Below are 26,887 nucleotides of genomic sequence, written 5' to 3'. Positions count from 1 at the left end.
AGGCTACGATTTGTCAGTAGTTATCAATATATAATAGAAGTAAAAATTGAGGAGGCAAAACATTTGGCCTATAAATACCTAGTTATTGTAGAATCACCAGCGAAAGCTAAAACGATTGAGAAATATTTAGGAAGAAATTATAAAGTCGTGGCAAGTGTTGGACACGTCCGTGATTTACCTAAAAGTAAAATGGGAATCGACGTTGAAAACAACTATGAACCTCATTATATTTCTATCCGTGGAAAAGGCGATGTCATCAAAAGCCTAAAACAAGCGGCTAAAAAAGCTCAAAAAGTATATCTCGCAAGTGACCCGGATAGAGAAGGAGAAGCTATCGCCTGGCATCTCGCTTACTTATTGGGATTAGATTTAAATGACAAAAATCGAGTAGTATTCAATGAAATTACTAAAGATGCTGTTAAGGCAGCCTTTAAAGAACCGCGGACTATCGATGTTTCGCGTGTAGATGCTCAACAAGCACGGCGCGCATTGGATCGTTTAGTTGGCTATTCGATCTCGCCGATTCTCTGGAAAAAAGTCAAAAAAGGCTTGAGTGCTGGTCGGGTACAATCGATCGCCTTAAAAATAATTATTGATCGCGAACAAGAAATCCGTGATTTCATTCCAGAAGAATATTGGAGTATCGATGGAAACTTCAAAAAGAAAACTAAAAAATTCAAAGCTAATTTTTGGGGCGTCGATGGGAAAAAGAAAAAATTACCAAATGCTGAAGCTGTAAAAGAAATAACTTCAAGAATCGATGGCAAGGATTATGAAGTAACAAAAGTTGAGAAAAAAGAACGTAAACGCAACCCATCATTACCATTTACAACAAGTAATATGCAACAAGAATCTGCACGTAAATTAAATTTCCGGACCAGAAAGACAATGATGGTTGCGCAACAATTATACGAAGGTATCGCTCTAGGTAAACAAGGAACCGTCGGCTTGATTACTTATATGCGTACCGATTCGACTCGGATCTCAGAAACAGCAAAAGCTGAAGCTGCTGAATTCATCGAAAACACATATGGTAAGGAATTTTCGCAACACCAAGCAAGAAAGACTAAAAATCCTCAAGGAGCACAAGATGCCCATGAAGCGATCCGTCCGACCAGCGTGCAACGTACACCAGATGAAATGAAAAAATACTTAGATAAAGATCAACTAAAACTTTACACATTGATTTGGTCACGCTTTGTTGCAAGCCAAATGACGTCGGCGATTTTAGATACGATGAAAGTAACGCTAGAACAAAATGGCGTCATCTTCATCGCTAATGGGTCTAAAATTAAATTTAAAGGATTTATGCAAGTCTACATCGAAGGCAGAGATGATGGCAAAGAAGACAAAGAAAACGTCTTACCAGATCTCGAAAAAGGTGATGTTGTTCATTCGGTAGATATTGAACCAAAACAACATTTCACTCAGCCACCGGCACGCTTTAGTGAAGCGACACTAATCAAAACATTAGAAGAAAATGGTGTAGGCCGTCCGTCAACCTATGCCCCAACGTTAGATACGATTCAACGTCGTTATTACGTGAAATTGACCCAACGTCGCTTTGAGCCGACTGAGCTTGGCGAAATCGTTAACACATTGATTGTTGATTTCTTCCCACAGATCGTCGACGTTAATTTTACTGCGGAAATGGAAAATGACTTAGATAAAGTTGAAGAAGGCAAAGAAGAATGGACAAAAGTTGTCGATCGCTTCTACAAACCTTTTGCAGTAGAATTAGAAAAAGCCGAAGAGGGTATCGAAAAAATTCAAATCAAAGATGAACCTGCTGGATTTGATTGTGAGGTTTGTGGTCATCCGATGGTCATCAAGTTGGGACGCTACGGGAAATTCTATGCTTGTAGTAACTTCCCTGACTGCCGCAATACAAAACCAATCATCAAAGAAATCGGTGTTGAATGTCCTGTTTGTCATAAGGGTCAAGTTGTTGAACGTAAATCGAAAAAGAATCGTTTATTCTACGGCTGTTCACGCTATCCAGATTGTGATTTTACATCATGGGATAAACCTGTCGGTCGTAGCTGTCCAAAATGTGATGGCTATCTAGTTGAGAAAAAAGTCAAAGGCGGAAAGCAAGTTGTCTGTATCAATGGCGACTACGAAGAAGCAGTCCAAAAATAATTATTTGTAAGTGAGGAAGAGATGGTTAAAACAGTTAATGTTATCGGGGCCGGTCTGGCTGGAAGCGAAGCAGCGTGGCAATTAGCCGAAGCGGGTGTTCCCGTGAATTTATATGAAATGCGTCCGGTTAAATCTACACCCGCGCATCACACAGCAAATTTTGCAGAGCTTGTCTGCAGCAATTCATTACGCGGTAACGGTTTAACCAATGCCGTAGGTGTATTAAAAGAAGAAATGCGTCGCTTGAATTCAGTCGTGATCACATCTGCTGATGAAACAGCAGTTCCTGCCGGAGGCGCTTTAGCAGTTGATCGGGATAATTTTTCTGAGTTGATTACTAAAAGAGTGAAGGAGCATCCATTGGTTACGGTGATTGCAGAAGAAATCACTAAAATTCCAGAAGGTATCACGATTGTTTCAACAGGTCCACTGACTTCGGAAGCTTTAGCTACTGATATTGCAGAATATAATGGTTCCCATGGATTCTATTTCTATGATGCAGCAGCGCCGATTTTAGATGGTTCAACTATTGATCGTGAGAAGGTATATTTGAAATCACGATATGATAAAGGCGAAGCGGCATACTTAAACTGCCCAATGACAGAAGAAGAGTTCATGCGCTTTTACAATGCTTTGATCGAAGCGGAAGTAGCGCCGCAAAAAGAATTTGAAAAAGAAAAATTCTTTGAAGGTTGTATGCCGATCGAAGTCATGGCAAAACGGGGTGTCAAAACCATGTTATTTGGACCGATGAAACCCGTGGGCTTAGAAGACCCTAAAACAGGTAAACGTCCGTATGCCGTGATTCAATTACGACAAGACAATGCGGCGGCTTCAATGTATAATATCGTTGGTTTCCAAACGCATTTAAAATGGGGCGAACAAAAACGGGTATTTCAATTGATCCCTGGTTTAGAAAATGCAGAATTTTTACGTTATGGTGTCATGCATCGAAATAGTTTCATGAATTCGCCAGAATTATTACGTCCAACTTATCAAAGTAAAAAACGTGATGATTTATTCTTTGCTGGTCAAATGACTGGTGTCGAAGGTTATGTTGAGAGTGCAGGTAGTGGACTTGTTGCTGGATTGAATGCTGCTCGTTTAGCCAAAGGTGAAGCATTGATTGAGTTTCCTCGAGAAACGGCGATTGGATCAATGGCTTATTACATCACTCATGCCGAAGGAAAACATTTCCAACCGATGAATGCGAATTTTGGACTTTTCCCAGCATTGCCAGAAAGAATCAAAGACAAAAAATTGCGGTATGAAACATTAGCTGAACGTGCACTGAACGCATTAGCTGAAATGAGTTTATAAAAAGAAGAGACAGGCCAAAATTACTTTTGCCTGTCTCTTTTCTTGCGGGAAAAATTAAAGAAAACTATATGAAGAATGGTAAATTATGAAAAAACTGTAAGGAATTGTTAGTATATTTGTGAAAAGTCAATAAATTCTGACAATTCAATTGTAATTAAAAAGCTCTTATGCTACATTTATTTTATGTTGGAGAGGTGAGTAATATTTGGATAATGAGCAGGCAATAAATGAATTCATTAGTTATTTAATGACTGAAAGAGGTTATTCAGAAAAGACCAAAGATGCCTATCTGCGTGATTTAAATGACTTTATCCAATTTCTAAAAGAATCCGGTGAAGCTTCTTTATTAGACGTGGATCATTTAGATGTTCGGGTTTATTTAGCCTTTTTGAATGATAAAAAATACAGTCGTAATACGATCAGTCGTAAAATTGCAAGTTTACGATCGTTTTACCAATATCTTCTAAAACATGGACAACTAGATGAAAATCCTTTTTCTTATGTTCATTTGAAGAAAAAGCAAGCTCGGCTGCCGCGTTTCTTCTATGAAAAAGAGATTCAAGTGTTGTTTGAAAGCGTTGACGGGAATAAGCCGCTTGACCAACGAAACCGGGCTTTACTAGAAGTGCTCTATGGAGCAGGGCTTCGAGTCAGCGAATGTGCTAATTTGAGATTGTCAGTGCTTGATTTTGATAATAGTGTTATGTTGATCCACGGAAAAGGCAACAAAGATCGCTATGTTCCTTTAGGTTCGTATGCTGCTGATGCAATTCAAGAATATCAACAAACAGGCCGGCAACAATTGATGGATCGTTATGGTAAAGAGCATGATTATTTATTTATCAACCATCATGGAGATCAGATCACTGCCACAGGAATCGAATATGTCTTAAATCAAATAATTAAAAAAAGTAGTCTCAGCAGTGATATCCATCCACACATGTTGCGGCATACCTTTGCCACGCATTTATTAAATAATGGTGCGGATTTGAGAACCGTCCAAGAATTATTGGGACACGCTAATTTGTCGACAACTCAAATCTATACACATGTTACTAAAGAAAGTTTACAAAAGAATTATCGTTCATTTCACCCAAGAGCGTAATTAGAAGTATAACTAAAAGAAAGAGTAAGGAGAGAATAAAATGTCTGAATCACAATTTCATTCCACAACGATCTGTGCGATCGAAAAAGATGGAAAATTAGCTATGGCTGGTGACGGCCAAGTAACTATGGGAGAGCAAGTCATTATGAAAGGCACGGCACGAAAAGTTCGTCGAATCTATAATGGCCAAGTAGTCGTTGGGTTTGCTGGGAGTGTGGCAGATGCTTTTACTTTAGAAGAAAAATTTGAAGGTAAATTAAATGAATACAATGGCAATCTACAGCGTGCAGCTGTTGAGTTAGCGCAAGAGTGGCGGACACAGCAAGCAATGAAAAATTTAGAAGCGCTATTGATCGTGATGAACAGTGAAGAAATGCTGTTAGTTTCAGGAAATGGTGAAGTGATCGCCCCTGATGATGGTATTTTAGCGATTGGTTCTGGCGGTAACTATGCTTTAGCGGCTGCTCGAGCAATGAAAAAGCATAATACGGAAATGAGTGCTAAAGAAATTGCTGAAAGTGCCTTGAACATTGCAGCGGACATTTGTGTATTTACAAACCATAATATTATCGTAGAAGAAATGTAGAGACGAATAGATTAAAAAAACTGAATCCAGTAGATTAAGGAGAATGAAGATGACTGAAGTCAATAAAACACCAAAAGAAATCGTAAGTGAATTAGATCAATATATTATCGGACAAACTGAAGCAAAACGTTCTGTAGCGATTGCTTTACGTAATCGTTACCGTCGGATGCAATTAGAAGAAACGATGCAACAAGAGGTGACGCCCAAAAACATTTTGATGATCGGACCAACAGGTGTTGGGAAAACAGAGATCGCTCGTCGTTTAGCACGAATCGTCAAAGCTCCTTTTGTCAAAGTCGAAGCGACAAAATTTACAGAAGTAGGTTATGTTGGGCGCGACGTTGAATCAATGGTTCGTGATTTAGTCGAAAATGCGATTACGATCGTAGAAAAAGAACAATACTCAAAAGTATATTCACAAGCACTAAAACGAGCGAATAAACGTTTAGTCAAAATCTTAGTTCCTGGAATTAAAAAAGAACAAAAACAAAGTTCAAATCCATACGAACAAATGATGAATATGTTCAATCAAACGCAAACAGAGACAAAAGAAGAAGTTACAGAAGACATCAAAGTTAATCGTCAAACGGTTCTCGATCAATTAGAAAAAGGATTACTTGATCAACGAGAAGTGACAATCGAAGTGACTGAACCTAAAAAAGCAGCACCAATGAACAACGGATTAGAACAAATGGGAATCGATTTATCTGACACTCTAGGTGCTTTAACACCAGAGAAGAAAGTCCAACGTACGGTGACAGTCAAAGAAGCACAAGAATTATTGGTAAAAGAAGAACAAGCAAAATTAGTGAATGAAGGTGACATCTCAACTGCAGCTATCAAATTAGCTGAAAGTTCAGGTATCATTTTCATTGATGAAATCGATAAAATCACTTCTAAATCACAACAAAATTCGGGCGAAGTATCACGTGAAGGGGTTCAACGTGATATCTTACCGATTGTTGAAGGTTCTCAAGTTAATACTAAATATGGTGCGATTCAAACCGATCATGTATTGTTCATTGCTAGTGGAGCTTTTAGTTTATCAAAACCAAGTGATTTGATTCCTGAATTACAAGGTCGTTTCCCGATTCGAGTAGAATTGAGCGATCTTACAGCAGAAGATTTTGTCAAAATTTTGACCGAACCAAACAATGCGTTGATCAAACAATATATTGCTTTGGTCGGTACTGAAAATGTCAATATTATCTTCACGCAAGAAGCAATCGAACGAATTGCACAAATGGCTTTTGATGTGAACCGTGAAACGGATAATATCGGTGCGCGTCGTTTGCATACGATTTTAGAAAAATTATTAGAAGATCTATTATTTGAAGCACCAGATATGCAAATGGGTGAAATCACGATTACAGAAGCTTATGTGGATGAAAAATTAGCATCCATTGCTCAAAACAAAGATTTAAGTCGTTATATTCTTTAATCATTGGAGGGGAAAAATGGAAACATTATTAGAAAAAACACGTCAAATCAATAAAATGATGCAACAAAAGAATGCCTTTGAGCCTGCTGCGGAATTGCCTTATAACAATATGGCAAGAATTTTAGGCGATATATTAGGAACTTTGACTTACATTATTGGTGCAGAAGGAAAACTACTAGGGTTGAATGAAAAATTGGATATCAATACTGACCGCGTACGTTCATTCATCGTTGACCGTCAATTCCCTGATAGTTACGTAGATGGAATGCGTGAAGTTTATAAAACGCAAGCCAATATTCCGGTCGAAAATAAATTAACAGCTTTTCCAACGGAACGTGCAGAACTTTATCCTCAAGGATTAACAACGATCATTCCTATTTTTGGTTCTGGTGAACGCTTAGGGACGATTATTTTAGCGCGTACGGAAGGTGCTTTTGCGGATGATGATCTAGTACTTGCTGAATATGGTGCAACAGTTATCGGGATGGAAATTTTATATCAGCAATTTTTAAATGTAGAAGAAAAAGTTCGCAGTCAGACAGCTGTTCAAATGGCTGTCAGCACGCTATCTTATAGTGAATTGAAAGCTGTTAAAGCGATCTTTGATGCTTTGGACGGTGACGAAGGCCGTTTGACAGCTTCGAATATCGCAGATAAAATCGGTATTACCCGTTCAGTTATCGTGAATGCTTTACGCAAACTAGAATCAGCGGGAATCATCGAATCTCGTTCACTTGGAATGAAAGGAACATACTTAAAAGTATTGAATCCATTGTTTAAAGAAGAACTAGTGCGTCACAAATAAGGAGTGTTAAAGTTATGTCAGTAACGATCAGTAATGATTTTTTAACAGCAACGATCAATGAAAAGGGAGCCGAGCTTGTAAGCTTGAAAGCAAATGACATCGAATATATTTGGCAAGCGGATCCTAAATATTGGGGACGTCATGCGCCATTTCTATTTCCTTTTGTCGGTCGTTTGAAAGACAATCAATATACGTACAAAGGAAAAGTCTACCCTATGGGGCAACATGGCTTTGCTCGAGATAAAGAATTTTCAGTAGTAGAACATTCGGCGGATAAAGCCATATTTGTTTTGAAAAGCGATGCTGAAACCAAAAAAATCTATCCTTTTGACTTTGCATTAACAATCAGTTATGAAATGTGGGGTCAAGGAGTACGCATCCGTTTTAATGTTGAAAATAGCGGAGAAGATGAAATGATCTTTGCATTAGGCGGTCACCCAGCCTTTAATATTCCATTAACGGATGATTTGAAGTTTGAAGATTACTTCATTGCATTTTCGCCTCAAAAATCACGAGTGAAAATCCCATTGGAAGGCCCATACACTAATCTAGATCAAAAAACGATTGGTCAAACCAATACGAATATTCAATTGAGTCGTGAGCTTTTTAAAGAAGATGCACTGATCTATGAAACTAGAGGCTTGAATGCTTATACGTTAGGAACGGAAGAATCCTCTCATAGTGTACGAGTAGCCTACAATAATATTCCTTATGTTGGTTTGTGGTCACCATACCCTGAAGAAGCACCGTTTGTATGTATTGAACCTTGGTGGGGGTTTGCTGATTCAGTGGACAGTACGGGACGCTTAGAGGACAAAGAAGGTATGAATCGTTTAGCGCCTAAAGAAAACTTTAAAACAGAATTTTCAATTACAGTAAGTTAAAAAAACTGGAGTAAATCTCCAGTTTTTTTGTTGCTAATTAGTTGCTATTCTTAGTTAATTAGAGGATGCTAGAAGAAAGTTTAGAGTATTTTACTTAAGCCTTCGACTAGACTAAGGAGCGTGAATTGAATGGAAATTATTGAATATCAAGAGCCATACAAAATGCAAGTAGCGGATGTTATTACTAAAATTCAGCAAGAAGAATTTCATATTGCGATCACTTTGGAGGATCAACCAGATTTATTGGAAATCCAAGAATTTTATATCGCCGGTGGTGGGAATTTTTGGTTGGCAATGGATGGTGACCAAGTTGTAGGAACAATTGCGTTGATTCGTTTAGAAAATAGAAATTTAGCCTTACGTAAGATGTTCGTTAAAAAAGAGTACCGCCGGCATAAAGTTGGGCAATTATTATTAGATACAGCAACTAAATTTGCTAAAGAAAATGGCTATAAGGCTATTTATTTAGGAACGATCACGACGTTTGAAGCCGCGATTGCTTTTTATAAGAAAAATGAGTTTGAAGCATTGGCAATTACAGAATTTCCAGCCGATTTCCCTGTCGTTGCTGTTGACAATGTCTTTTTGAAAAAAGAGCTATAAAAAAGGTCACTTCTCAATGAAGTGACCTTTTTTTAATCGAAAAAAACTTGCCAATTTTGTGTTTCATGAGCGGAAAAGCATAAATCGATTTGAGCTTGAGTATTTTTAGCTTCTGCTAACGGTGGCAACCGATCTTTTGTGAACCAACCAATTTGCAGGGTTTCAATGTTTTCGATAAAAGAACCACCAATCAGTTGGCATTCGACAAAAACTTTACAGACACTATAGGCATATCGAGGAAAGTTATGTTTGTTCCGATCTTGAATGGCAATAACTTTTAACGGTTCAACGGTCAAACCGGTCTCTTCTTGTGTTTCTTTAATAGTGTTTTCTTTAATCGATTGATCAAAGTCGACCCAGCCACCAGGTAAGGACCAGAGTTTGTTTTTTTCTTGAACTAATAATATTTTATCTTCGTTAAAAACAGCTGCACGGGTATCTAATTTCGGCGTAGGATAACCTGTTTCATCAGCAAATAAGGTGCGTAATTTCGCTATCGGTAAAGGCGACTGTACAGCTAACATTTCGACAGCGATTGTACGAATCCGTTCAAAGCGTTCTTCATCAAAGGGATCTTTTGTATAAGCTAATCCTGCTTGGGCTAATGCTTGAAGCTCGATTGCCCAAGCTAAAAGTTGTTCATCCATTTATTTCTCCTTTTTATTCAACCCAAAAGAGACACGATTCTCTGTTCCATTTTTGATTCGTTGAATATTTTCCTTGTGTCGGAAAATAATGTAGCACGTTAATACAAAGCAGACTAAAGTTAACAGCCAATTGTGGGTCGGTAAAATAGTAGGCCAAAAATAAGGTAAAAGAATAGATGACACAGTAACAAAAATAGCAGATAAAATACTAGCTGCACTAACCATGCTCGTTAGATATAAAATGACTAAGAAAAAGACTAAAGAATAAAAGAAAAATAAAGGAGCAAAACCTAAGAGCATTCCGGCACTAGTTGCAACCGCTTTTCCGCCTTTAAAACCAGCAAAAATCGGTAAAGTATGGCCAATCACTGCAATCAGACCAAACCATAATGGATTAACATCTAAATGAAAAATCATCGGCAAACACGTTGCTAATGTTCCTTTCAATAAATCCATAGCAAAAACGATGAGACCAGCTTTTTTTCCTAAAATACGAAAGGTATTCGTCGTTCCCGAATTTCCACTACCATATTCGCGGATATCTTTCTTAAAAAATAATTTTCCAATCCAAATTCCAGAAGGGATGGAGCCAAGGAGATACGCCAGCACCATCAGTATAGCGATTTTCATATAAATCCTCATTTCTATAGTTGTAACGTCATTTTAGCAGATTTCAAATCAGTGAACAAATCTATAATCACATGCTATACTTAATTTATGAGTATGACTAAAATTTAGATTGATAGCGAGGGACTAAAATGAGTTTTCAAAATCCAAGTCAAGAAAAAATTTTTCAATATTTGAATGAAGCAAAAGTAATTGCGGTAGTCGGATTGAGTGACAAACCAGAAAAAACAAGTTACAAAATTGCCGAAGTTCTAAAAGCACATGGATATACGTTGTATGGTGTGAATCCGAAGTTAGCAGGCCAAACGATCAACGAGATCCCTGTAGTGGCTGAGTTAACGGATGTACCTGTAACGATCGATATCGTTGATGTTTTCCGTCGCAGTGAATTTTTACCGGAAGTAGCTAAAGCTTTCTTGAAAACCGATGCCAAAGTTTTCTGGGCTCAATTAGGCCTAGAAAGTGAAGAAGCAGCGAAATTGTTGCAAGATCAAGGTAGAAATGATATCGTAATGAACCGTTGTGTGAAGATTGAGTTGAACAAACAAGCTTAAAAAGCAACTCATAAATCTTAAAGAAAAAGATTAAAAAGTCTTTCCACTTTTAGGATAGGCTTTTTTTTTACACACTTTTAGCGTATCATACAAATGATGTACTTTAGGTAAGGATGCCGATCCAACTTTTATTGTCATCAATCAAAGCAATTAGATTTTTAATAGTTTAGTTGGAAACATACACAGTACGAATAACAAGTTATTTTTCGCTAAAGAAAGATACACACGTTAATAGAAATAAGGAGTTGTAAGCTTGGCTAATTTGAAAAACGAGTACAATGATGCTTCAATCCAAGTATTAGAAGGTTTAGAAGCGGTTAGAAAAAGACCAGGGATGTATATCGGCTCGACGGACAGTCGTGGCTTACATCATTTAGTTTATGAAATCATGGATAATGCAGTAGACGAAGCCTTATCCGGATATGGAAATGAAATAGAAGTTACACTTCATGCTGATAACAGTGTGGAAGTCAGTGACAAAGGACGCGGAATGCCGGTCGGAATGCACGCATCAGGTATTCCAACAGTCGAAGTTATTTTCACTATCCTCCATGCCGGAGGAAAATTCGGTCAAGGTGGCTATAAAACATCCGGTGGTCTTCACGGTGTTGGTGCCAGTGTCGTAAACGCACTATCTGAATGGCTGACGGTCACCATCGTTCGTGATGGCGTTGAATATCGTGAAAAATTCAAAGACGGTGGGAAACCACAAGGTACGTTGGAAAAAATTGGTAAAACCCGTCAGGCAAATGGAACGACGGTTCATTTCTTACCTGATAAGAAAATATTTTCTACGTTGCATTTTTCTTACGACACATTATCTGAACGCTTACGAGAATCAGCCTTTTTATTAAAAGGTGTCAAAATCACGTTGACCGATTTACGTGGCACAGAAGAAGTTAAAGAAATTTTCCATTTTGAAGAAGGAATCAAAGAATTCGTCCAATACTTGAATGAAGATAAAGATACATTAACACCGGTCGTATATTTTTCTGGTGAACGTGATGGAATCGAAGTGGAACTATCTTATCAATACAATGATGGTTATTCTGAGAATGTCTTATCTTTTGTCAATAATGTGCGAACGAAAGATGGCGGCACACATGAAGCTGGCATGAAGACATCGATGACGAAAGCTTATAATGAATATGCGCGAAAAACGGGTCTTTTAAAAGACAAAGATAAAAATCTTGAAGGATCTGATTTTCGCGAAGGATTATCAGCTGTATTATCTGTTCGAATTCCGGAAAATCTTTTGCAATTCGAGGGACAAACCAAAGGTAAATTAGGGACACCTGCAGCTCGTGGTGCCGTGGATAATGTGATTGGTGAGCAAATGGGCTTCTATTTACAAGAAAATAGTGAAAATAGTCAAATGCTTGTACGTAAAGCAATTAAGGCTCGTGAAGCTCGTGAAGCAGCTCGCAAAGCTCGTGAAGAGAGCCGTAATGGCAAGAAACGCAAGAAAGGGGAATCATTACTTTCAGGTAAATTGACCCCGGCACAATCAAAGAATGCTGCAAGAAATGAATTATTTTTAGTCGAAGGAGATTCCGCCGGTGGTTCTGCGAAGCAAGGCCGTGATCGGAAATTCCAAGCAATCTTGCCTTTACGTGGGAAAGTTATTAATACAGAAAAAGCAAAAATGCAAGATATTCTAAAAAATGAAGAAATTAATACCATGATCTATACGATCGGTGCGGGCGTTGGACCAGAATTTTCAATTGAAGATTGTAACTATGACAAAGTTATTATTATGACCGATGCGGATACCGATGGTGCCCACATTCAGGTCTTGTTATTAACGTTCTTCTATCGATATATGAAACCTTTGATTGAAGCGGGGAAAGTCTATATTGCATTACCACCGCTTTATAAAGTTTCAAAAGGAGCGGGCCGTAAACAAGTAGTCGAATATGCTTGGACAGATGATGAATTGCAAGCTGTCATTGGCAAAGTTGGGAAAGGTTATATGCTCCAACGATACAAAGGTCTGGGTGAAATGAATGCAGAACAACTATGGGAAACAACGATGGACCCAGAATATCGTACTCTGGTTCGTGTGCGGATCGACGATGCTGCCCAAGCCGAACGTCGCGTGACGACGTTGATGGGTGATAAAGTTGAACCTCGTCGTAAATGGATTGAAACACATGTCCAATTTACTTTAGAAGAAGATGGTAGCTTGTTAGACAATAAAGAAGAATCACAAGCAGAACCAATCCTTGAACAAAATGAAACAGAAAAAACAGCTGATGATACAAATTCAATCAGTTTGTTTGATGAGTAGGAGGTGGTCGGACGATGGATGCAAAACATTCGATCCAAGAATTAACATTAGAAGAAGTAATGGGTGACCGTTTTGGCCGCTATTCAAAATATATTATTCAAGAACGGGCATTACCAGATATTCGTGATGGACTAAAACCAGTTCAACGCCGAATCTTATATGCTATGAATAAAGATGGCAATACGTATGATAAAGGATTCCGGAAATCTGCCAAATCTGTCGGAAATATCATGGGGAATTATCATCCCCATGGAGACAGCTCAATCTATGAAGCAATGGTGCGGATGAGTCAAGACTGGAAGTTACGTCAGGTCTTGATCGAAATGCACGGAAACAACGGCTCGATGGACGGTGATCCGCCAGCGGCGATGCGTTATACAGAAGCTCGTTTGTCTCAATTAAGTGGTGAAATGCTGAAAGACATTGAAAAAAATACAGTCGATTTAGTTTGGAACTTTGATGATACCGAAAAAGAACCAACTGTATTGCCAGCAGCCTACCCCAATTTATTAGTCAATGGATCAACAGGTATTTCTGCGGGGTATGCAACGGAAATCCCCACTCACAATTTAGCCGAAGTGATTGAGGGTGCGATCTATTTGATTGATCATCCAAATGCGACGTTGGATAAGATCATGGAGTATATTCCTGGGCCAGATTTTCCAACAGGTGGTATTTTACAAGGCAAATCCGAAATAAAAAAAGCCTATGAGACGGGTAAAGGAAAAGTCATTCTGCGCTCTAAAACATCGATCGAACCACTAAAAGGTGGCAAGCAACAAATCGTGATCCATGAGATTCCATATGAAGTCAATAAAGCAGTATTGGTCAAAAAAATGGATGAGATTCGTTTGAATAAAAAAATTGATGGTATTGCTGAAGTTCGTGATGAATCTGACCGTACGGGGTTGCAAGTCGTTGTTGAATTGAAAAAAGATGCAAATGCAGAAGGAATTTTAAATTATTTGTTTAAAAATACGGATCTGCAAATCAATTACAACTTTAATATGGTTGCTATCGATAATATGACACCCCAACAAGTGGGGTTGAAACATATTTTAGAAAGCTATGTTGCTCACCGTAAAATCGTTATCACTAAACGTAGCGAGTACGAGTTAGCCAAAGCACAAAAGCGTCAACATATCGTTGAAGGCTTGATGAAAGCTTTGTCGATTTTAGATGAAGTGATCGCTGTGATTCGTAGCAGTAAAGATAAAAAAAATGCGAAACAAAATTTAGTTGAGCGCTTTGATTTTTCTGAAGAACAAGCAGAAGCCATCGTGACACTTCAGCTGTATCGTTTAACAAATACGGATATTACCGATTTAGAAAAAGAAGCCGAAGAGTTAGCTACTGAAATCAAAGAATTGCAATTGATTTTGAATAGTGAAAAAGAATTGCATAAAGTGATGAAACAAGAATTACGTCAAATTAAGAAAAATTATGGCAATGATCGATTGACGAAAATCGAAGATGAAATTACCGAAATAAAAATCGATACAGAAGTCTTGATCGCTCAAGAAGATGTCATCGTAACTTTGACCAAAGAAGGCTATCTAAAACGGAGTAGCATTCGGTCTTACAATGCCTCTCGCCCAGATGAATATGGGATGAAAGAGGGCGATTCAATTATTTTTATTGAGAAAATGAATACATTGGAGCATTTATTGATTTTAACGAATCGGGGTAATATGATTTATCGTCCTATTCATGAAATTACTGAATTAAAATGGAAAGATGTAGGGGAACATATTTCTCAAACAATCAATAATTTATCGATGGATGAAGAAATTATTGCTGCTTTTCCATACAAAAAAATCGATGCGAACAAGCTCTTTATCTTTATCAGTAAAGATGGCATGATCAAACAAACACGGATGACAGAATTTTCACCATGGCGGACATATCGGAGTCGTCCAACGACTGCTATGAAGATGAAAAGTGCGACTGATCAAATCGTATCTGTCTTTTTAACAAGCGATATTTTAAAGGTCGATGTGTTGATTGCTTCCCATCGAGCGTTTGGCCTACGTTATCCATTAGATGAAGTACCTGTAGTTGGCGCAAAAGCTGCTGGAGTAAAAGCTATTAATCTAAAAGATGGGGATTATGTTGTTTCTGGCGCATTAGTTCCGTCTGAAGGTGATTCGCCAATTTTACTATTGAGTCAACGCGGTGCGGCTAAACGAATGTTAGCACAAGAACTACCCCAGCTAGGTCGGGCAAAACGCGGGTTAATGATTTTCCGTGAGTTGAAAAAAAATCCCCACCGTTTAGCCTTTATGACGACAGATACAGAAGGCACATTGTTGCTAACCACTCAAAAGGGTACAGAAAAAGAATTAGATATTACTAAAGTACCAATCAGCGACCGTATTTCAAACGGAAGTTTTGTAATTGATGAGAAGAAAGATGGAGAATTGTTCTCCGTTTTTCAAGAACAAAATTTGATTCAAGAATAGATTTTCTGTGTTAATTTTTATGATAAAAAACGGCTTCTGTGTTAATACAGAAGCCGTTTTTTTAATCACAATATTAAGAATAGGCTAGCAGGATAAGAGAATAAAATTAGAATTTAAAAAACTAAAACCCTTTAATAACAAAGATTTGGTAACGATAACAAGTGAAATTTATAATATTGATAATCTTTCACAAGTAAAGGCTTGCATAAATAGAACGATGTGTTATACTGTGTTCGTAAAGCTGTAGCAATTACGTTTTTATATTCTAAGGAGGTCCTTTTAAAATGGGAACTGCAACAAATGAACTTAAACAAATGAAGAACACTGAAAAGGCTGCATGGGAAGGCTTTAAAGGTCATTTATGGAAAACGGAAATTAACACCCGTGACTTCATCCAAGCAAACTACAAACCTTATGAAGGCACTGCTGAATTTTTAGCAGAACCAACAGCAGCAACAAACGAATTATGGGGCAAGCTACAAAAATTACAAAAACAAGAACGTGAAAATGGCGGCGTTTTAGACATGGAAGCAGATGTTGTTTCTGCTGCTAATGCTTATGGTGCTGGCTATATCGATGAAGAAGCAAAAGATCAAGAAGCAATCGTAGGGATTCAAACAGACAAACCATTGAAACGTGCATTCATGCCTTATGGTGGTATCCGAATGGCGGAAGAATCACTTGAAAGTTATGGCTATACACCAAATCCTAAATATACAGAAATTTTCAATACGTATCACAAAACACACAATCAAGCAGTATTTGATATCTATACGCCAGAAATTCGTGCGGCGCGTCGGAATAAAATTATTACAGGTCTTCCAGATACTTATGGTCGTGGGCGCGTTGTAGGTGACTACCGTCGTGTTGCTTTATACGGCATTGATTATTTGATGCAAGAAAAATTTAAAGATCATGAAAACTGTGGTCACGGACAATTTACAGAAGAAGACATGCGTTTGCGTGAAGAAATCACTGATCAATACAATGCATTGAAACGTATCAAAGAAATGGCTGCAGCGTATGGTTTTGATATTTCTCGTCCAGCAGAAAATGCAAAAGAAGCGGTTCAATGGACATACTTCGGTTATTTAGCTGCGATCAAAGAACAAAACGGAGCGGCAATGTCAATTGGTCGTGTCTCTACATTCTTAGATATTTATATCCAACGTGATATCGAAAATGGTACATTGACTGAAGTAGACGCACAAGAATTGATCGACCACCTAGTAATGAAATTACGAATGGTCAAATTCGCACGGATTCCTTCATACAATGAATTATTTTCTGGTGACCCTGTTTGGGCAACTCTTTCAATTGCAGGCATGGGCATGGATGGTCGCACATTAGTCACAAAAAATGATTTCCGTTTCTTACACACATTAGAAAACATGGGCCCATCTCCTGAACCGAACTTGACTGTTTTATATTCTTCACGTTTACCAGAAGGATTTAAAGATTATGCAGCGAAAATTTCGATTGATACATCATCGATTCAATATGAAAATGATGATGTGATGCGTCCAGTATGGTTAGATGACTATGCGATCTGCTGCTGTGTATCAGCGACCCAAACTGGGAAAGAAATGCAGTTCTTTGGTGCACGTGCCAACTTAGCCAAAGCATTATTATACGCAATCAATGGTGGGGTCGACGAAAAATCTAAAGTTCAAGTCGGACCGGATTATCGCCCGATTGAATCAGATGATGTTTTAGATTTTGAAGAAGTTATGGCTAAGTATGATGACATGTTGGAATGGTTAGCAGGAATGTATGTAAATACATTGAATGCTATTCATTACATGCATGACAAATATTATTATGAAGCTGCTGAATTAGCTTTGATGGACACTAATATAAAACGGACATTTGCTACTGGTATTGCTGGTTTTTCTCACGTTGTCGATTCATTAGCGGCTATTAAATACGCAAAAGTATATCCATTGCGTGATGAAGATGGGATTGTTACAGACTTCAAGATTGATGGCGAATTTCCTAAATACGGAAATGATGATGCTCGTGCGGATGACATCGCTGTTTGGTTGTTGAAGAAATTCATGGAAAAACTTGAACATTATCATACTTACCGCAACTCAGAACCAACAACATCAATCTTAACGATTACTTCGAATGTTGTTTATGGTAAAGCTACTGGTGCAATGCCTGACGGTCGTAAAGCAGGAGAACCACTATCTCCAGGTGCTAACCCATCTTATGGCGCTGAACAAAATGGCTTATTAGCTTCACTTAATTCATTGACAAAATTACCTTATGAATATGCTTTAGATGGTATCTCAAATACACAAAGTATCAACCCAGATGCCTTAGGTCATGATGAAGATGAACGTATCGAAAATCTAACGAGTGTGTTAGATGGCTACTTTAACCAAGGTGCGCATCATTTGAATGTAAACGTCTTTGGTAAAGAAAAATTAGTCGATGCTATGGAACATCCAGAAAAAGAAGAATATGCAAACTTCACCATTCGTGTTTCTGGCTATGCTGTTAAATTTATCGATTTAACTCGTGAACAACAAGAAGATGTTATCAGCCGTACGTTCCATGCAAAAATGTAGTTGTTAGTTAAAAATCAAATGAATAATAAAGTAAGGGCGGATGGACGGTGGTCTATTCGCCTTACTTTTTAATAGGTTTCACCTATAAAATGAATTAGGGGGACTACTTATGTCAACTATCACAGAACAACCTATTTTAGGAAATGTCCATTCAATCGAAAGCTTTGGCTCTGTTGATGGACCAGGAGTTCGCTTCATTGTTTTTATGCAAGGCTGTCGGATGCGGTGTCAATTTTGCCACAATCCTGATACTTGGCAAATCAATGATCCCAAAGCAAAACAACGAACAGCCGATGACGTATTACAAGAAGCATTGAATTATAAAAGCTATTGGGGTAAAAAGGGCGGAATCACAGTTAGTGGTGGAGAACCTTTATTACAAATCGACTTTTTAATTGATTTATTTAAAAAAGCCAAAGCGATGGGGATCAGTACAACTTTAGATAGTTGTGGCAAACCCTTTACACATGATGAACCATTTTTCTCGAAATTTGAAGAATTGATGCAATATACAGATTTAGTTTTATTTGATATCAAACAGATCGACAATCAAAAACATAAAGAACTAACTGGACAAAGTAATGATAACATCTTAGAATTGGCGAAATATCTTTCTGATATCAATAAACCAGTTTGGATTCGCCACGTATTGGTACCTTTTAGAAGCGACTATGACGAATTTTTAATTCGATTAGATAAATTTATCAAATCCTTGAACAATGTTGATAAAGTAGAAATTTTGCCTTATCACACAATGGGGAAATATAAATGGGAAGAGATGGGGTTGAAGTATCCATTAGAAGGAATTGAACCTCCGACAGATGATCGCGTTGAAAATGCAAAAAAACTTTTGCATACGGAAGATTATAAAGGCTATTTAAAACGTTAAAACTTTAAGGAAAAGAGTAGCATCTGGTTGCTCTTTTCCTTTTTTTTGATATGATAAAGAAGAACTTATTTAAAGGAGCGAATCAACTATGGGAAAAGTTTTAGTTTTTGGACACCAAAATCCTGATACAGATGCGATCGGAGCGGCGATTGCTTTTGCTAATTTACAAAAAGAGCTAGGTGTAGACGCTGAAGCAGTTGCACTTGGTACACCTAATGAAGAAACACAATTTGCATTAGACCACTTTGGTTTGACAGCTCCCCGTGTAGTCACTGCTATTGCGGATGAAACAAATGATATCATGTTAGTGGATCACAATGAATTCCAACAAAGTGTCTCAGATATTGAAAAATTAAATATTCTAGCGGTAGTTGATCATCATCGGATCGCAAACTTCCAAACAGCAAATCCTTTATACTATCGTGCGGAACCAGTAGGTTGTACGTCAACGATCATCTTGAAACTGTATAAAGAAAATAATATCACTGTTCCTGCTAAAATTGCAGGTATGATGTTATCAGCAATCGTTTCTGATACACTATTATTCAAATCACCAACGTGTACCCAAGAAGATATCGATGCAGCAAATGAGTTGGCGACACTTGCAAGTGTTGATTTGAATAGTTATGGCTTAGATTTATTAAAAGCTGGAACGAATCTAGGGACAAAAACCGAAGCAGAATTATTGGATTTGGATGCAAAATCATTTCCAATGGCTGACAAAACAGTCCGAATCGCACAAGTAAATACAGTCGATTTAGACGAAGTGTTTGCTCGACAAGAAGCATTACGTGATGCAATGTTATCAGCAAACGTTGAAAATGGGTACGACTTATTCTTATTATTGGTAACAAATGTTTTAGATTCAGATTCTGAATTATTAGTTGCTGGTGAACCAAGAGATAAAGTAACAGAAGCTTTTGGTGTCCAATTGACAAATGACCGTGCATTCTTACCAGGTGTAGTATCACGTAAGAAACAAATCGTTCCTCAATTGACTGAAGCGTTTGGAAAATAATTTTTAGTTAATCAAAGTGGACTTTTTAAGTCCACTTTTTTCAATTATTGAAGCGATATAATAATTTTTTTATGTTACCTATTTGGAAAGGCGAAATACATGCAAATATATACAGAGAATAAAAAATTATCACAGGAATTAAAAAAGACAGAAGTTCAAGCGTTGTTAACCTACTTTTTGGATTTAGATGAACCAGTGATCTTACGAACGATTCGCCAAGAATTTCCTAAAAATCATCATCTGGATAAACAACTAGAGCTTTTAATTTCTAGTAAGATCATTTCAAGAGAAGATCGACGCTATCAATTAAATCAGACAGTTGTTCAAGCATATCCTACGACTCAAATGGTTATAGATTTTATGGAAAATCAATCAAAAAATTATTCGGATGACGAAGTATTAATTTGGTTAGCTGAAGGAATATTGTCAAATGCTATTTCTGATACGTTGTTTGTTGGATTTCCACTACCGTTTTGTACACGGTTAGAAAATCCACAGTTTGATATTGTGACAATCAATAAACGAGAAAGTTCAGCAAAAACATTACCTAATTATTTCGCTGAAATCGATCAACCCCAAAAATTTCCTGAATTAGCTCATTTGTTAGGCGATGTAAATCGTGAATTTTTTACCAATCAACTGACATTGATTATTGAACGGATCGCAAAAGGTAAAGCGCCAAGCCGGGCTTCGATTTTTTTAGAAAGTTTAGTGATCAGCGGTGTAATCACGAATGAACCGGAGTGGGGTATGAATATTCCAATCGTCGAACAGATAGCTGAAATAGAAATGCAAGAATTGGTAGATGAGAAAGTTGCTTTCTTTTTTGCGCATGAATTGACCGAAAAGTTGTTGGCTGAACGTGAAAGTTTTACTTATTTGATTAAAAAGAAGGCGTAGAAGATGCGAAGATTTATCAAAGGGTTGTTTTTGATCATCGTTTTTTTGGCGGCATGTGTAGGGATCTACTATACTCGTTTACGCTATTTTAGTCCGGGGACGTTAACTGAGCGCAAAGATATTCACTATTCAAATGTACCAACTGTTTTTATCCATGGTTATGAAGGAAGTTCTTTTTCTTTCGGTCCGCTTTTGGTGCGATTAGAAAAGGAAAATATAGCAAAACGTGAGATGACGATCGTTGTCCAGGCAGATGGTACGCTAAAAGTAGAGGGAAAATTAAAGAATACCAATGATAACCCAACTATTATGGTACTTTTTGCAAAAGACGTTACGGATGAAGTGACTCAAAGTGAGTGGATCGATAAAGTGATGCATTATCTGTATCAACAGCAAATCCGACATGTAAACTTGGTAAGTCATTCGATGGGGGGCGTTTCGACCTTGAGATATTTACTTGAATATGCAGATGATCAAACGCCGATCGCTGATCGGTTTGTTGCGATCGCTGCACCATTCAATGATTTGGAGATCGCAGAAGAAACGGATGAAGTGTTTGCTTCTGAATTAACAGCAGAGGGGCCTAGTGAAGAAACGCCGATCTATCAATATTTTGACCGTGCAATGAATCAATTGCCACCTAACCTAAAAGTCTTAGCTGTTGCTGGGGACTTAAAGGACGATACTCAAAGTGACGGCTCTGTTTCTATCTATAGTGCTTTTGCTTTGCGCAATCTGTTTCAAAAGCATGCCCATAGTTATCAAGAGCTGACGATCACTGGAAAAAGTGGCGGACACTCTGCAATTACTAAAAGTGCTAAATTACGCAATGAATTAATCCGATTTATGTGGAAAAAAACAGCTCGAAGCTAACCCTTCGAGCTGTTTTTTTGTCTTTTACGCACTTTTTTTGTCCAAAAGCCACCAGAAATATATTTTGGTTCATAAGAAATGATAAACGCACGCGGCTCAACTTCTTTAATCAAAGCATAAAGCGTTCGTTCCGTTTTTCTAGGAGATAAAATTTCTAATACCATTCGATCACCCTCGAGCCCTTCACCGTAAGACTGCGTTACACCATATCCCTTATCACGTAGAACACGAGGTAAGCTACCTTCTTTATTAGTATTCGTAGGTAGGATGACTGTTACCATGATATAACCTAAGGCCAATTTATCTTCGATTTTGATTCCGATACTAATTCCGATCGCATATCCTAATGCATAGGTAAAGAGGTTAATCGGGTTGTCTAAACGATTTAATACTAGCGAAAGCCCCAAAATATAAATCGTAATCTCGACCATACTTAAAATTGGAGCTAATACACGATAGCCTTTGATCGTTAGCATAAAACGGATCGTATTAAGTGTTACATATGCTAAGTTGATGAAAAAAATCATTGCCAACATTTTTAAATCAATCAACAAAATTCCTCCTAACGTATAAAATAGTAATTCAATAAAAATAGTTAATCTAAGCCTATCGATTATTTTAAAAAAAGGCAACTAGAACGAAAATACTAAATGAATAACACACATATTAATATGTTCTGATAATAATAATATTAGTTATTTATATAGTGACAATAAAATTATTTTTAATATAATATAATTTACGCTTCTATTTTAAATCTTATTATATTATAATGTTATAGAGAGCTTTTAATAATAATTGAAAAAGGATATAAATGGCTTGATTAATTGTTTTCAAGGTGTTTGTGTTGTTATAATAAAACAAAACGAATAAAATAAATTAGAGTTAGCACATTTTATTTTAATTTAAAGCGCTTGAATATTTTTGCAAAAGGTGGTTCTCATGAAAAAAAATATACAAAATGTAATTGAGATATCTAATGAAGCTAGTAAAATTTTTTTGTCAGGCGAGAACTTCTATGTTCAACAATTATTAGGAGCGCATAGAATAGCGGAAGGCTATATTTTTCGCGTCTGGGCACCAAATGCACAAAAGGTTTCCTTAGTCGGAGATTTTAATGATTGGCAAGGGATTCCAATGGAGAAAGATGAAACTAGTGGCATTTGGGAAGTTTATTGTGAACACGCAAAAGAAAAGGATCTCTATAAATTCAAAGTTCAACAAGCAGATGGACGTGAAGTCTATAAAATTGATCCCTTTGCAATTCGATTTGAAAAAAGACCGGGTGTTGCTGCGGAACTTTATGAATTTCCAGCCAAAAAATGGAAAGATGGCTTGTGGATTGGTCGAAACAAACGATCCAATAAATTTAAACGACCGATGAATATCTATGAGGTCCACGCTAGCTCGTGGAAGGAACACGAAAATGGAGAGCCGTATAGTTTTTCAGATTTAAAGGCAGAATTGATTCCATATTTAGTTGAGATGAACTATACCCATATTGAGTTCATGCCGTTAATGGAGCATCCATTAGGTCGATCTTGGGGCTATCAGTTGATTGGTTATTTTGCTTTGAGTTCTTATTACGGAACACCAGCCGAATTTCAAGATTTTGTGGAAGCTTGCCATTTAAATAATATCGGGGTCTTCGTCGATTGGGTCCCAGGGCATTATTGCATCAATGATGACACACTGCCCTATTATGATGGCACACCGCAATTTGAATATTCTGATCCAGATCGAGCAAAGAACAATCGTTGGGGATCAATCAATTTTGATCTTGGCAAACCACAAGTCCAAAGTTTCCTGATTTCTAGTGCGATGTTTTGGATCGAGATGTTCCATATTGATGGGATTCGTGTCGATGCAGTTTCTAATATGATCTATCGTGATTATGATGAAGGTCCGTGGACACCAAATCACGAAGGTGGAAATCGTAATCTTGAAGGCTTCTACTTTTTACAAAAATTAAATGCTGTAATTAAGCTTGCCCATCCGAACGTCTTGATGATCGCAGAAGAAAGCTCATCTGAAACACCGGTGACAGGCTTGATTGAAAATGGCTCATTAGGCTTTGATTTTAAATGGAACATGGGTTGGATGAATGATATTTTACGCTTTTATGAAATGGATCCTGTATTGCGAAAAGATCATTTTACGTTGCTTACGTTCTCTTTTATGTACATGATGCGAGAAAATTTTATTTTGCCACTTTCACATGATGAAGTTGTGCATGGTAAGAAGAGTTTGATGCATAAAATGTGGGGCGATCGTTATAAACAATTTGCTCAATTACGTAATCTATATACGTACCTCATCACACATCCTGGAAAAAAATTACTATTCATGGGAAGTGAGTGGGGGCAATTTTTAGAATGGAAATTCGATGAAGAGCTTGAATGGGGGGATTTAAATGATTCTTTAAACCATTCAATGCAAAAATTTACATCAGAGCTCAATTATTTTTATAAAGAACAAACTGCTCTTTGGGAACTTGAAGATTCAGCTGAAACTGTTGAGATTATCGATGCAGACAACACTTCAGAATCAGTCTTAACATTTATGCGTAAAGGAAAACGTAAAAAAGACTTTTTAATTGTTGCTTTAAATATGACACCAGTAGAACGTCGAGAGTTTACCATAGGTGTTCCTTATCCAGGAACATACAAAGAAGTTTGGAATACTGAAATGCAGGAATTTGGGGGAACTTGGACACAACATAATGATATTTGTCAAAGTGAATCCATTCAATTCAAAGAGTATGACCAGTTAATTAGAACGACTGTTCCTGCTTTAGGAGCCATTATTTTAAAACCAGAATCAATCAACATACGTAAGAAATAGAGAGGAGGTCGATGAAGGAATAGCCTTCATCAATTAAAATGAAAACAGAAATATTAGCAATGATTTTAGCCGGCGGGAAAGGTTCTCGACTGGGCAAACTGACACAAAAAATTGCAAAACCTGCTGTTCCTTTTGGCGGTCGTTATCGGATTATTGATTTTACTTTAAGCAATTGTATCAATTCAGGGATCAATAATGTAGGAGTTGTTACGCAATATCAGCCATTGGCACTGAATAATCATATTGGCAATGGCTCTAGTTGGGGTTTTGACGGATTAAATTCCGGGGTAACGATTTTACAACCTTATTCAAGTAATGATGGAAGTAAATGGTTCGAAGGAACTGCTCACGCCATTTATCAAAATATGGATTATATTGATCAAATGGATCCTGAATATGTCTTGGTTTTATCAGGTGACCATATTTATAAAATGGATTATGAAGCGATGTTGGAAGACCATCTCAAAAACGATGCTTCGTTAACAGTCGCTGTAATCGAAGTTCCAATCGAAGAAGCTTCACGTTTTGGAATTATGAATACCGATGAGCACGATCGTATCATTGAATTTGATGAAAAACCTGAACAGCCAAAAAGTAATTTAGCTTCAATGGGAATCTACATTTTTAACTGGGGTCGTCTACGGAGCATGCTTTTAAATAGTTACAAAAAAGATGATCAAATGTTGGACTTTGGGCAACATGTTATCCCCGCATATATCGAGAGCGGTGAAAATGTTTTTGCTTATCGCTTCGAAGGCTATTGGAAAGATGTCGGTACGATTGATTCACTTTGGGAAGCCAATATGGAATTTATTGATCCTAACCACAGTTTGAATATTCGTGACAAAGCTTGGCGCGTGTCTGCTAAAAATACTGTTTCACCGCCGCATTTCTTTACCGAAACAGCACAAGTAAAAGATTCGTTAGTTGTCGATGGTGTTTATGTGGCTGGAGAAGTTGAACATAGTATTTTATCTAGCGATGTTCAAATCAAAGAAGGTGCGAAGGTGGTTGATAGTGTTATCATGCCAGGCGCAACTATTGGAAAAAATGTTCAAATCAAGAAAGCGATTATTGGCGAAAATGCAATTATTGGTGACGGAGCCGTAGTTGAAGGAACTGATGAAATCGCTGTAGTGGGTTATTCAGAAGTGATTGGAGTGTTGAGAAGTGAGAGCGAATAAACTTTGTGCGATCTTAGGAAATGTATATGAATGTCCTGAATTATTACCATTGACTGAAAAAAGACCATGGGCAACGTTGCCTTTTGATTGTAAGTATCGATTGATCGATTTCAATTTGTCAAATACGATCAATGCTAATGTAAAATCTGTCTATATGCTTTTCAACCAAGGAAAAACAAAATCTGTTTTTGACCACATTGGCGGCGGCCGTGAGTGGCATTTAGATAGTGTTGATAGTCGCTACTTCATTCACTTTTATCAAGATTTCTTGCAAAGAAAAGCAGAAGGCCGTCCTTACTTTGAATCAGTAATTGATTATCTTAATAAATCGAAATCCGAATATACTGTCTTTATGGGCAATCGGATGTTATGCAATATCGATTTGGCGGCAGTATTAAAAATTCATGAGCAAAGTGATAACGAGTTGACGGTGGTCTATAAAAAAATGCCAAGAAATCAAATCTATCATCAAGATGAGATTTTAGAAGTTGATGAACGGGGTAATGTGACTGGCAATCATAATTCATTAGACGATCGCTCAGACAATGAATTGTTGAATCTTTCAATGAAGATCTTTATTTGTCGAACCGATCGTTTGATGACAGCCTTACAAGAAGGTCAAAACGCTGGAGCCCCTGTGGCATTATTGGACTTTTTCAATCAAATGATGGGACAAGTTAAAACACAAGCATACGAATACACTGGTTTTTTAAGTAATATTTTTGATATCAAATCTTATTACGATGCAAATATGGCCATGCTTGATCCGAAAAAATTTGCTTCACTATTGTATTCTAAACATAAAGTTTATACGAAGTTAAAAAATGAAGTGGCTACTTATTATTCAGCTACTTCGGATGTTAAAAATAGTCAATTTGCGACGGGTTGCTTAGTTGATGGAAAAGCACATAACTCATTATTTTCTCGGAGTGTTGTGATTGAAAATGGTGCAGAGATTGAAAGTTCAATCGTTATGGCTAACTGTAAAATTCAAGAAGATGCGATCGTTAAATATGCGATTCTAGATAAAAATGTCGTCGTTGAGCCAGGTGTTAAAATCATTGGTTCTGCCGAGCATCCTTTAGTGGTCAAGAAAAATACCCATGTATTGAGTGACGTTTACGGAGGCGAGTAAAA

General features: G+C 37.3%; 22 protein-coding genes. 19 read left to right on the top strand and 3 right to left on the bottom strand.

What is annotated here, in order from left to right:
- Positions 1 to 63 precede the first annotated feature (63 nt).
- The 8 genes from topA (at position 64) to RV04_RS03415 (ending at position 8,886) form a co-directional block, all read left to right on the top strand.
- A complete protein-coding gene (gene topA, locus RV04_RS03450) occupies positions 64 to 2,142 on the top strand; it encodes a type I DNA topoisomerase (RefSeq protein WP_071857074.1) in 2,079 nt (692 codons plus the stop codon).
- A 21-nt stretch (positions 2,143 to 2,163) separates the two neighbouring features.
- Complete coding sequence (gene trmFO, locus RV04_RS03445) at positions 2,164 to 3,462, top strand: FADH(2)-oxidizing methylenetetrahydrofolate--tRNA-(uracil(54)-C(5))-methyltransferase TrmFO (protein ID WP_071857073.1); 1,299 nt, start codon at positions 2,164 to 2,166, stop codon at positions 3,460 to 3,462.
- A gap of 205 nt (positions 3,463 to 3,667) precedes the next feature.
- Positions 3,668 to 4,567 carry a tyrosine recombinase XerC gene (gene xerC / locus RV04_RS03440; protein WP_071857072.1) on the top strand — a complete coding sequence of 300 codons (900 nt, stop codon included), beginning with the start codon at positions 3,668 to 3,670 and terminating at the stop codon, positions 4,565 to 4,567.
- Between the two features lie 40 nt (positions 4,568 to 4,607).
- On the top strand, positions 4,608 to 5,153 hold the full coding sequence (gene hslV / locus RV04_RS03435; protein ID WP_071857071.1) for an ATP-dependent protease subunit HslV: 546 nt from the start codon (positions 4,608 to 4,610) through the stop codon (positions 5,151 to 5,153).
- A 49-nt stretch (positions 5,154 to 5,202) separates the two neighbouring features.
- Positions 5,203 to 6,594, top strand: coding sequence for an ATP-dependent protease ATPase subunit HslU (hslU, locus tag RV04_RS03430; protein WP_071857070.1), 1,392 nt, complete (start codon positions 5,203 to 5,205; stop codon positions 6,592 to 6,594).
- Positions 6,595 to 6,610: 16 nt separating this feature from the next.
- On the top strand, positions 6,611 to 7,399 hold the full coding sequence (gene codY, locus RV04_RS03425) for a GTP-sensing pleiotropic transcriptional regulator CodY (protein WP_071857069.1): 789 nt from the start codon (positions 6,611 to 6,613) through the stop codon (positions 7,397 to 7,399).
- A 14-nt stretch (positions 7,400 to 7,413) separates the two neighbouring features.
- Positions 7,414 to 8,283, top strand: a complete 870-nt coding sequence (locus RV04_RS03420) for an aldose 1-epimerase family protein (RefSeq protein ID WP_071857068.1) — start codon at positions 7,414 to 7,416, stop codon at positions 8,281 to 8,283.
- A 129-nt stretch (positions 8,284 to 8,412) separates the two neighbouring features.
- Complete coding sequence (locus RV04_RS03415; protein ID WP_071857067.1) at positions 8,413 to 8,886, top strand: GNAT family N-acetyltransferase; 474 nt, start codon at positions 8,413 to 8,415, stop codon at positions 8,884 to 8,886.
- A 32-nt stretch (positions 8,887 to 8,918) separates the two neighbouring features.
- On the opposite strand, the gene RV04_RS03410 is transcribed toward RV04_RS03415, so the two are convergent.
- Both RV04_RS03410 and plsY read right to left on the bottom strand, forming a co-directional pair.
- Positions 8,919 to 9,533 carry an NUDIX hydrolase N-terminal domain-containing protein gene (locus tag RV04_RS03410; protein WP_071857066.1) on the bottom strand — a complete coding sequence of 205 codons (615 nt, stop codon included), beginning with the start codon at positions 9,531 to 9,533 and terminating at the stop codon, positions 8,919 to 8,921.
- A complete protein-coding gene (plsY, locus tag RV04_RS03405) occupies positions 9,534 to 10,163 on the bottom strand; it encodes a glycerol-3-phosphate 1-O-acyltransferase PlsY (protein ID WP_071857065.1) in 630 nt (209 codons plus the stop codon).
- Between the two features lie 128 nt (positions 10,164 to 10,291).
- Between plsY and RV04_RS03400 the strand changes: the two genes are divergently transcribed.
- From RV04_RS03400 to RV04_RS03365, 8 genes are all read left to right on the top strand, one after another.
- Entirely contained in the window at positions 10,292 to 10,714 is a 423-nt protein-coding gene (locus RV04_RS03400) for a CoA-binding protein (RefSeq protein ID WP_071857064.1), read from the top strand.
- Between the two features lie 262 nt (positions 10,715 to 10,976).
- Positions 10,977 to 13,004, top strand: a complete 2,028-nt coding sequence (gene parE / locus RV04_RS03395; protein WP_071857172.1) for a DNA topoisomerase IV subunit B — start codon at positions 10,977 to 10,979, stop codon at positions 13,002 to 13,004.
- A 14-nt stretch (positions 13,005 to 13,018) separates the two neighbouring features.
- Entirely contained in the window at positions 13,019 to 15,466 is a 2,448-nt protein-coding gene (gene parC, locus RV04_RS03390; RefSeq protein WP_071857063.1) for a DNA topoisomerase IV subunit A, read from the top strand.
- A 284-nt stretch (positions 15,467 to 15,750) separates the two neighbouring features.
- A complete protein-coding gene (gene pflB, locus RV04_RS03385; protein ID WP_071857062.1) occupies positions 15,751 to 18,042 on the top strand; it encodes a formate C-acetyltransferase in 2,292 nt (763 codons plus the stop codon).
- 109 nt (positions 18,043 to 18,151) lie between these two features.
- A complete protein-coding gene (gene pflA / locus RV04_RS03380; protein WP_071857061.1) occupies positions 18,152 to 18,931 on the top strand; it encodes a pyruvate formate-lyase-activating protein in 780 nt (259 codons plus the stop codon).
- An 88-nt stretch (positions 18,932 to 19,019) separates the two neighbouring features.
- A complete protein-coding gene (locus RV04_RS03375) occupies positions 19,020 to 19,949 on the top strand; it encodes a manganese-dependent inorganic pyrophosphatase (protein WP_071857060.1) in 930 nt (309 codons plus the stop codon).
- A gap of 99 nt (positions 19,950 to 20,048) precedes the next feature.
- Positions 20,049 to 20,849: a DUF1803 domain-containing protein gene (locus RV04_RS03370; protein WP_071857059.1), complete on the top strand. Its 801-nt coding sequence runs from the start codon at positions 20,049 to 20,051 to the stop codon at positions 20,847 to 20,849.
- Between the two features lie 3 nt (positions 20,850 to 20,852).
- Positions 20,853 to 21,722, top strand: coding sequence for an alpha/beta hydrolase (locus RV04_RS03365; RefSeq protein WP_071857058.1), 870 nt, complete (start codon positions 20,853 to 20,855; stop codon positions 21,720 to 21,722).
- Here RV04_RS03365 and RV04_RS03360 read toward each other — a convergent pair.
- The gene (locus RV04_RS03360; RefSeq protein ID WP_379952885.1) at positions 21,719 to 22,258 is read right to left on the bottom strand and encodes a DUF2179 domain-containing protein; all 540 of its coding nucleotides are present in this window, start codon (positions 22,256 to 22,258) and stop codon (positions 21,719 to 21,721) included. The two genes, RV04_RS03365 and RV04_RS03360, sit on opposite strands and share 4 nt — an antisense overlap.
- A 406-nt stretch (positions 22,259 to 22,664) precedes the next feature.
- Here RV04_RS03360 and glgB point away from each other — a divergent pair, with 406 nt between their 5' ends.
- From glgB to glgD, 3 genes are read left to right on the top strand one after another with little or no spacing between them, the layout of a single operon-like run.
- Entirely contained in the window at positions 22,665 to 24,566 is a 1,902-nt protein-coding gene (gene glgB / locus RV04_RS03355) for a 1,4-alpha-glucan branching protein GlgB (RefSeq protein ID WP_071857057.1), read from the top strand.
- Between the two features lie 38 nt (positions 24,567 to 24,604).
- Positions 24,605 to 25,750 carry a glucose-1-phosphate adenylyltransferase gene (locus tag RV04_RS03350; protein WP_071857056.1) on the top strand — a complete coding sequence of 382 codons (1,146 nt, stop codon included), beginning with the start codon at positions 24,605 to 24,607 and terminating at the stop codon, positions 25,748 to 25,750.
- Complete coding sequence (glgD, locus tag RV04_RS03345; protein ID WP_071857055.1) at positions 25,737 to 26,885, top strand: glucose-1-phosphate adenylyltransferase subunit GlgD; 1,149 nt, start codon at positions 25,737 to 25,739, stop codon at positions 26,883 to 26,885. The genes RV04_RS03350 and glgD overlap by 14 nt, the downstream gene beginning before the upstream one ends.
- The last annotated feature ends 2 nt before the right edge of the window (positions 26,886 to 26,887 follow it).

The sequence above is a fragment of the Enterococcus hermanniensis genome (assembly GCF_001885945.1).
Lineage (GTDB): Bacteria > Bacillota > Bacilli > Lactobacillales > Enterococcaceae > Enterococcus_A > Enterococcus_A hermanniensis.
The sequence above is the reverse complement of the archived record's forward strand: the minus strand, read 5'-3'. Positions and strand labels throughout refer to the sequence as shown.

Coding starts and splice junctions, on each gene's coding strand:
- trmFO (WP_071857073.1), top strand. CDS start 2,164: ATGGTTAAAACAGTTAATGTTATCGGGGCCGGTCTGGCTGGAAGCGAA.
- hslV (WP_071857071.1), top strand. CDS start 4,608: ATGTCTGAATCACAATTTCATTCCACAACGATCTGTGCGATCGAAAAA.
- hslU (WP_071857070.1), top strand. CDS start 5,203: ATGACTGAAGTCAATAAAACACCAAAAGAAATCGTAAGTGAATTAGAT.
- codY (WP_071857069.1), top strand. CDS start 6,611: ATGGAAACATTATTAGAAAAAACACGTCAAATCAATAAAATGATGCAA.
- RV04_RS03420 (WP_071857068.1), top strand. CDS start 7,414: ATGTCAGTAACGATCAGTAATGATTTTTTAACAGCAACGATCAATGAA.
- RV04_RS03415 (WP_071857067.1), top strand. CDS start 8,413: ATGGAAATTATTGAATATCAAGAGCCATACAAAATGCAAGTAGCGGAT.
- RV04_RS03410 (WP_071857066.1), bottom strand. CDS start 9,533: ATGGATGAACAACTTTTAGCTTGGGCAATCGAGCTTCAAGCATTAGCC.
- plsY (WP_071857065.1), bottom strand. CDS start 10,163: ATGAAAATCGCTATACTGATGGTGCTGGCGTATCTCCTTGGCTCCATC.
- RV04_RS03400 (WP_071857064.1), top strand. CDS start 10,292: ATGAGTTTTCAAAATCCAAGTCAAGAAAAAATTTTTCAATATTTGAAT.
- parC (WP_071857063.1), top strand. CDS start 13,019: ATGGATGCAAAACATTCGATCCAAGAATTAACATTAGAAGAAGTAATG.
- pflB (WP_071857062.1), top strand. CDS start 15,751: ATGGGAACTGCAACAAATGAACTTAAACAAATGAAGAACACTGAAAAG.
- pflA (WP_071857061.1), top strand. CDS start 18,152: ATGTCAACTATCACAGAACAACCTATTTTAGGAAATGTCCATTCAATC.
- RV04_RS03375 (WP_071857060.1), top strand. CDS start 19,020: ATGGGAAAAGTTTTAGTTTTTGGACACCAAAATCCTGATACAGATGCG.
- RV04_RS03370 (WP_071857059.1), top strand. CDS start 20,049: ATGCAAATATATACAGAGAATAAAAAATTATCACAGGAATTAAAAAAG.
- RV04_RS03365 (WP_071857058.1), top strand. CDS start 20,853: ATGCGAAGATTTATCAAAGGGTTGTTTTTGATCATCGTTTTTTTGGCG.
- RV04_RS03360 (WP_379952885.1), bottom strand. CDS start 22,258: ATGTTGGCAATGATTTTTTTCATCAACTTAGCATATGTAACACTTAAT.
- glgB (WP_071857057.1), top strand. CDS start 22,665: ATGAAAAAAAATATACAAAATGTAATTGAGATATCTAATGAAGCTAGT.
- RV04_RS03350 (WP_071857056.1), top strand. CDS start 24,605: ATGAAAACAGAAATATTAGCAATGATTTTAGCCGGCGGGAAAGGTTCT.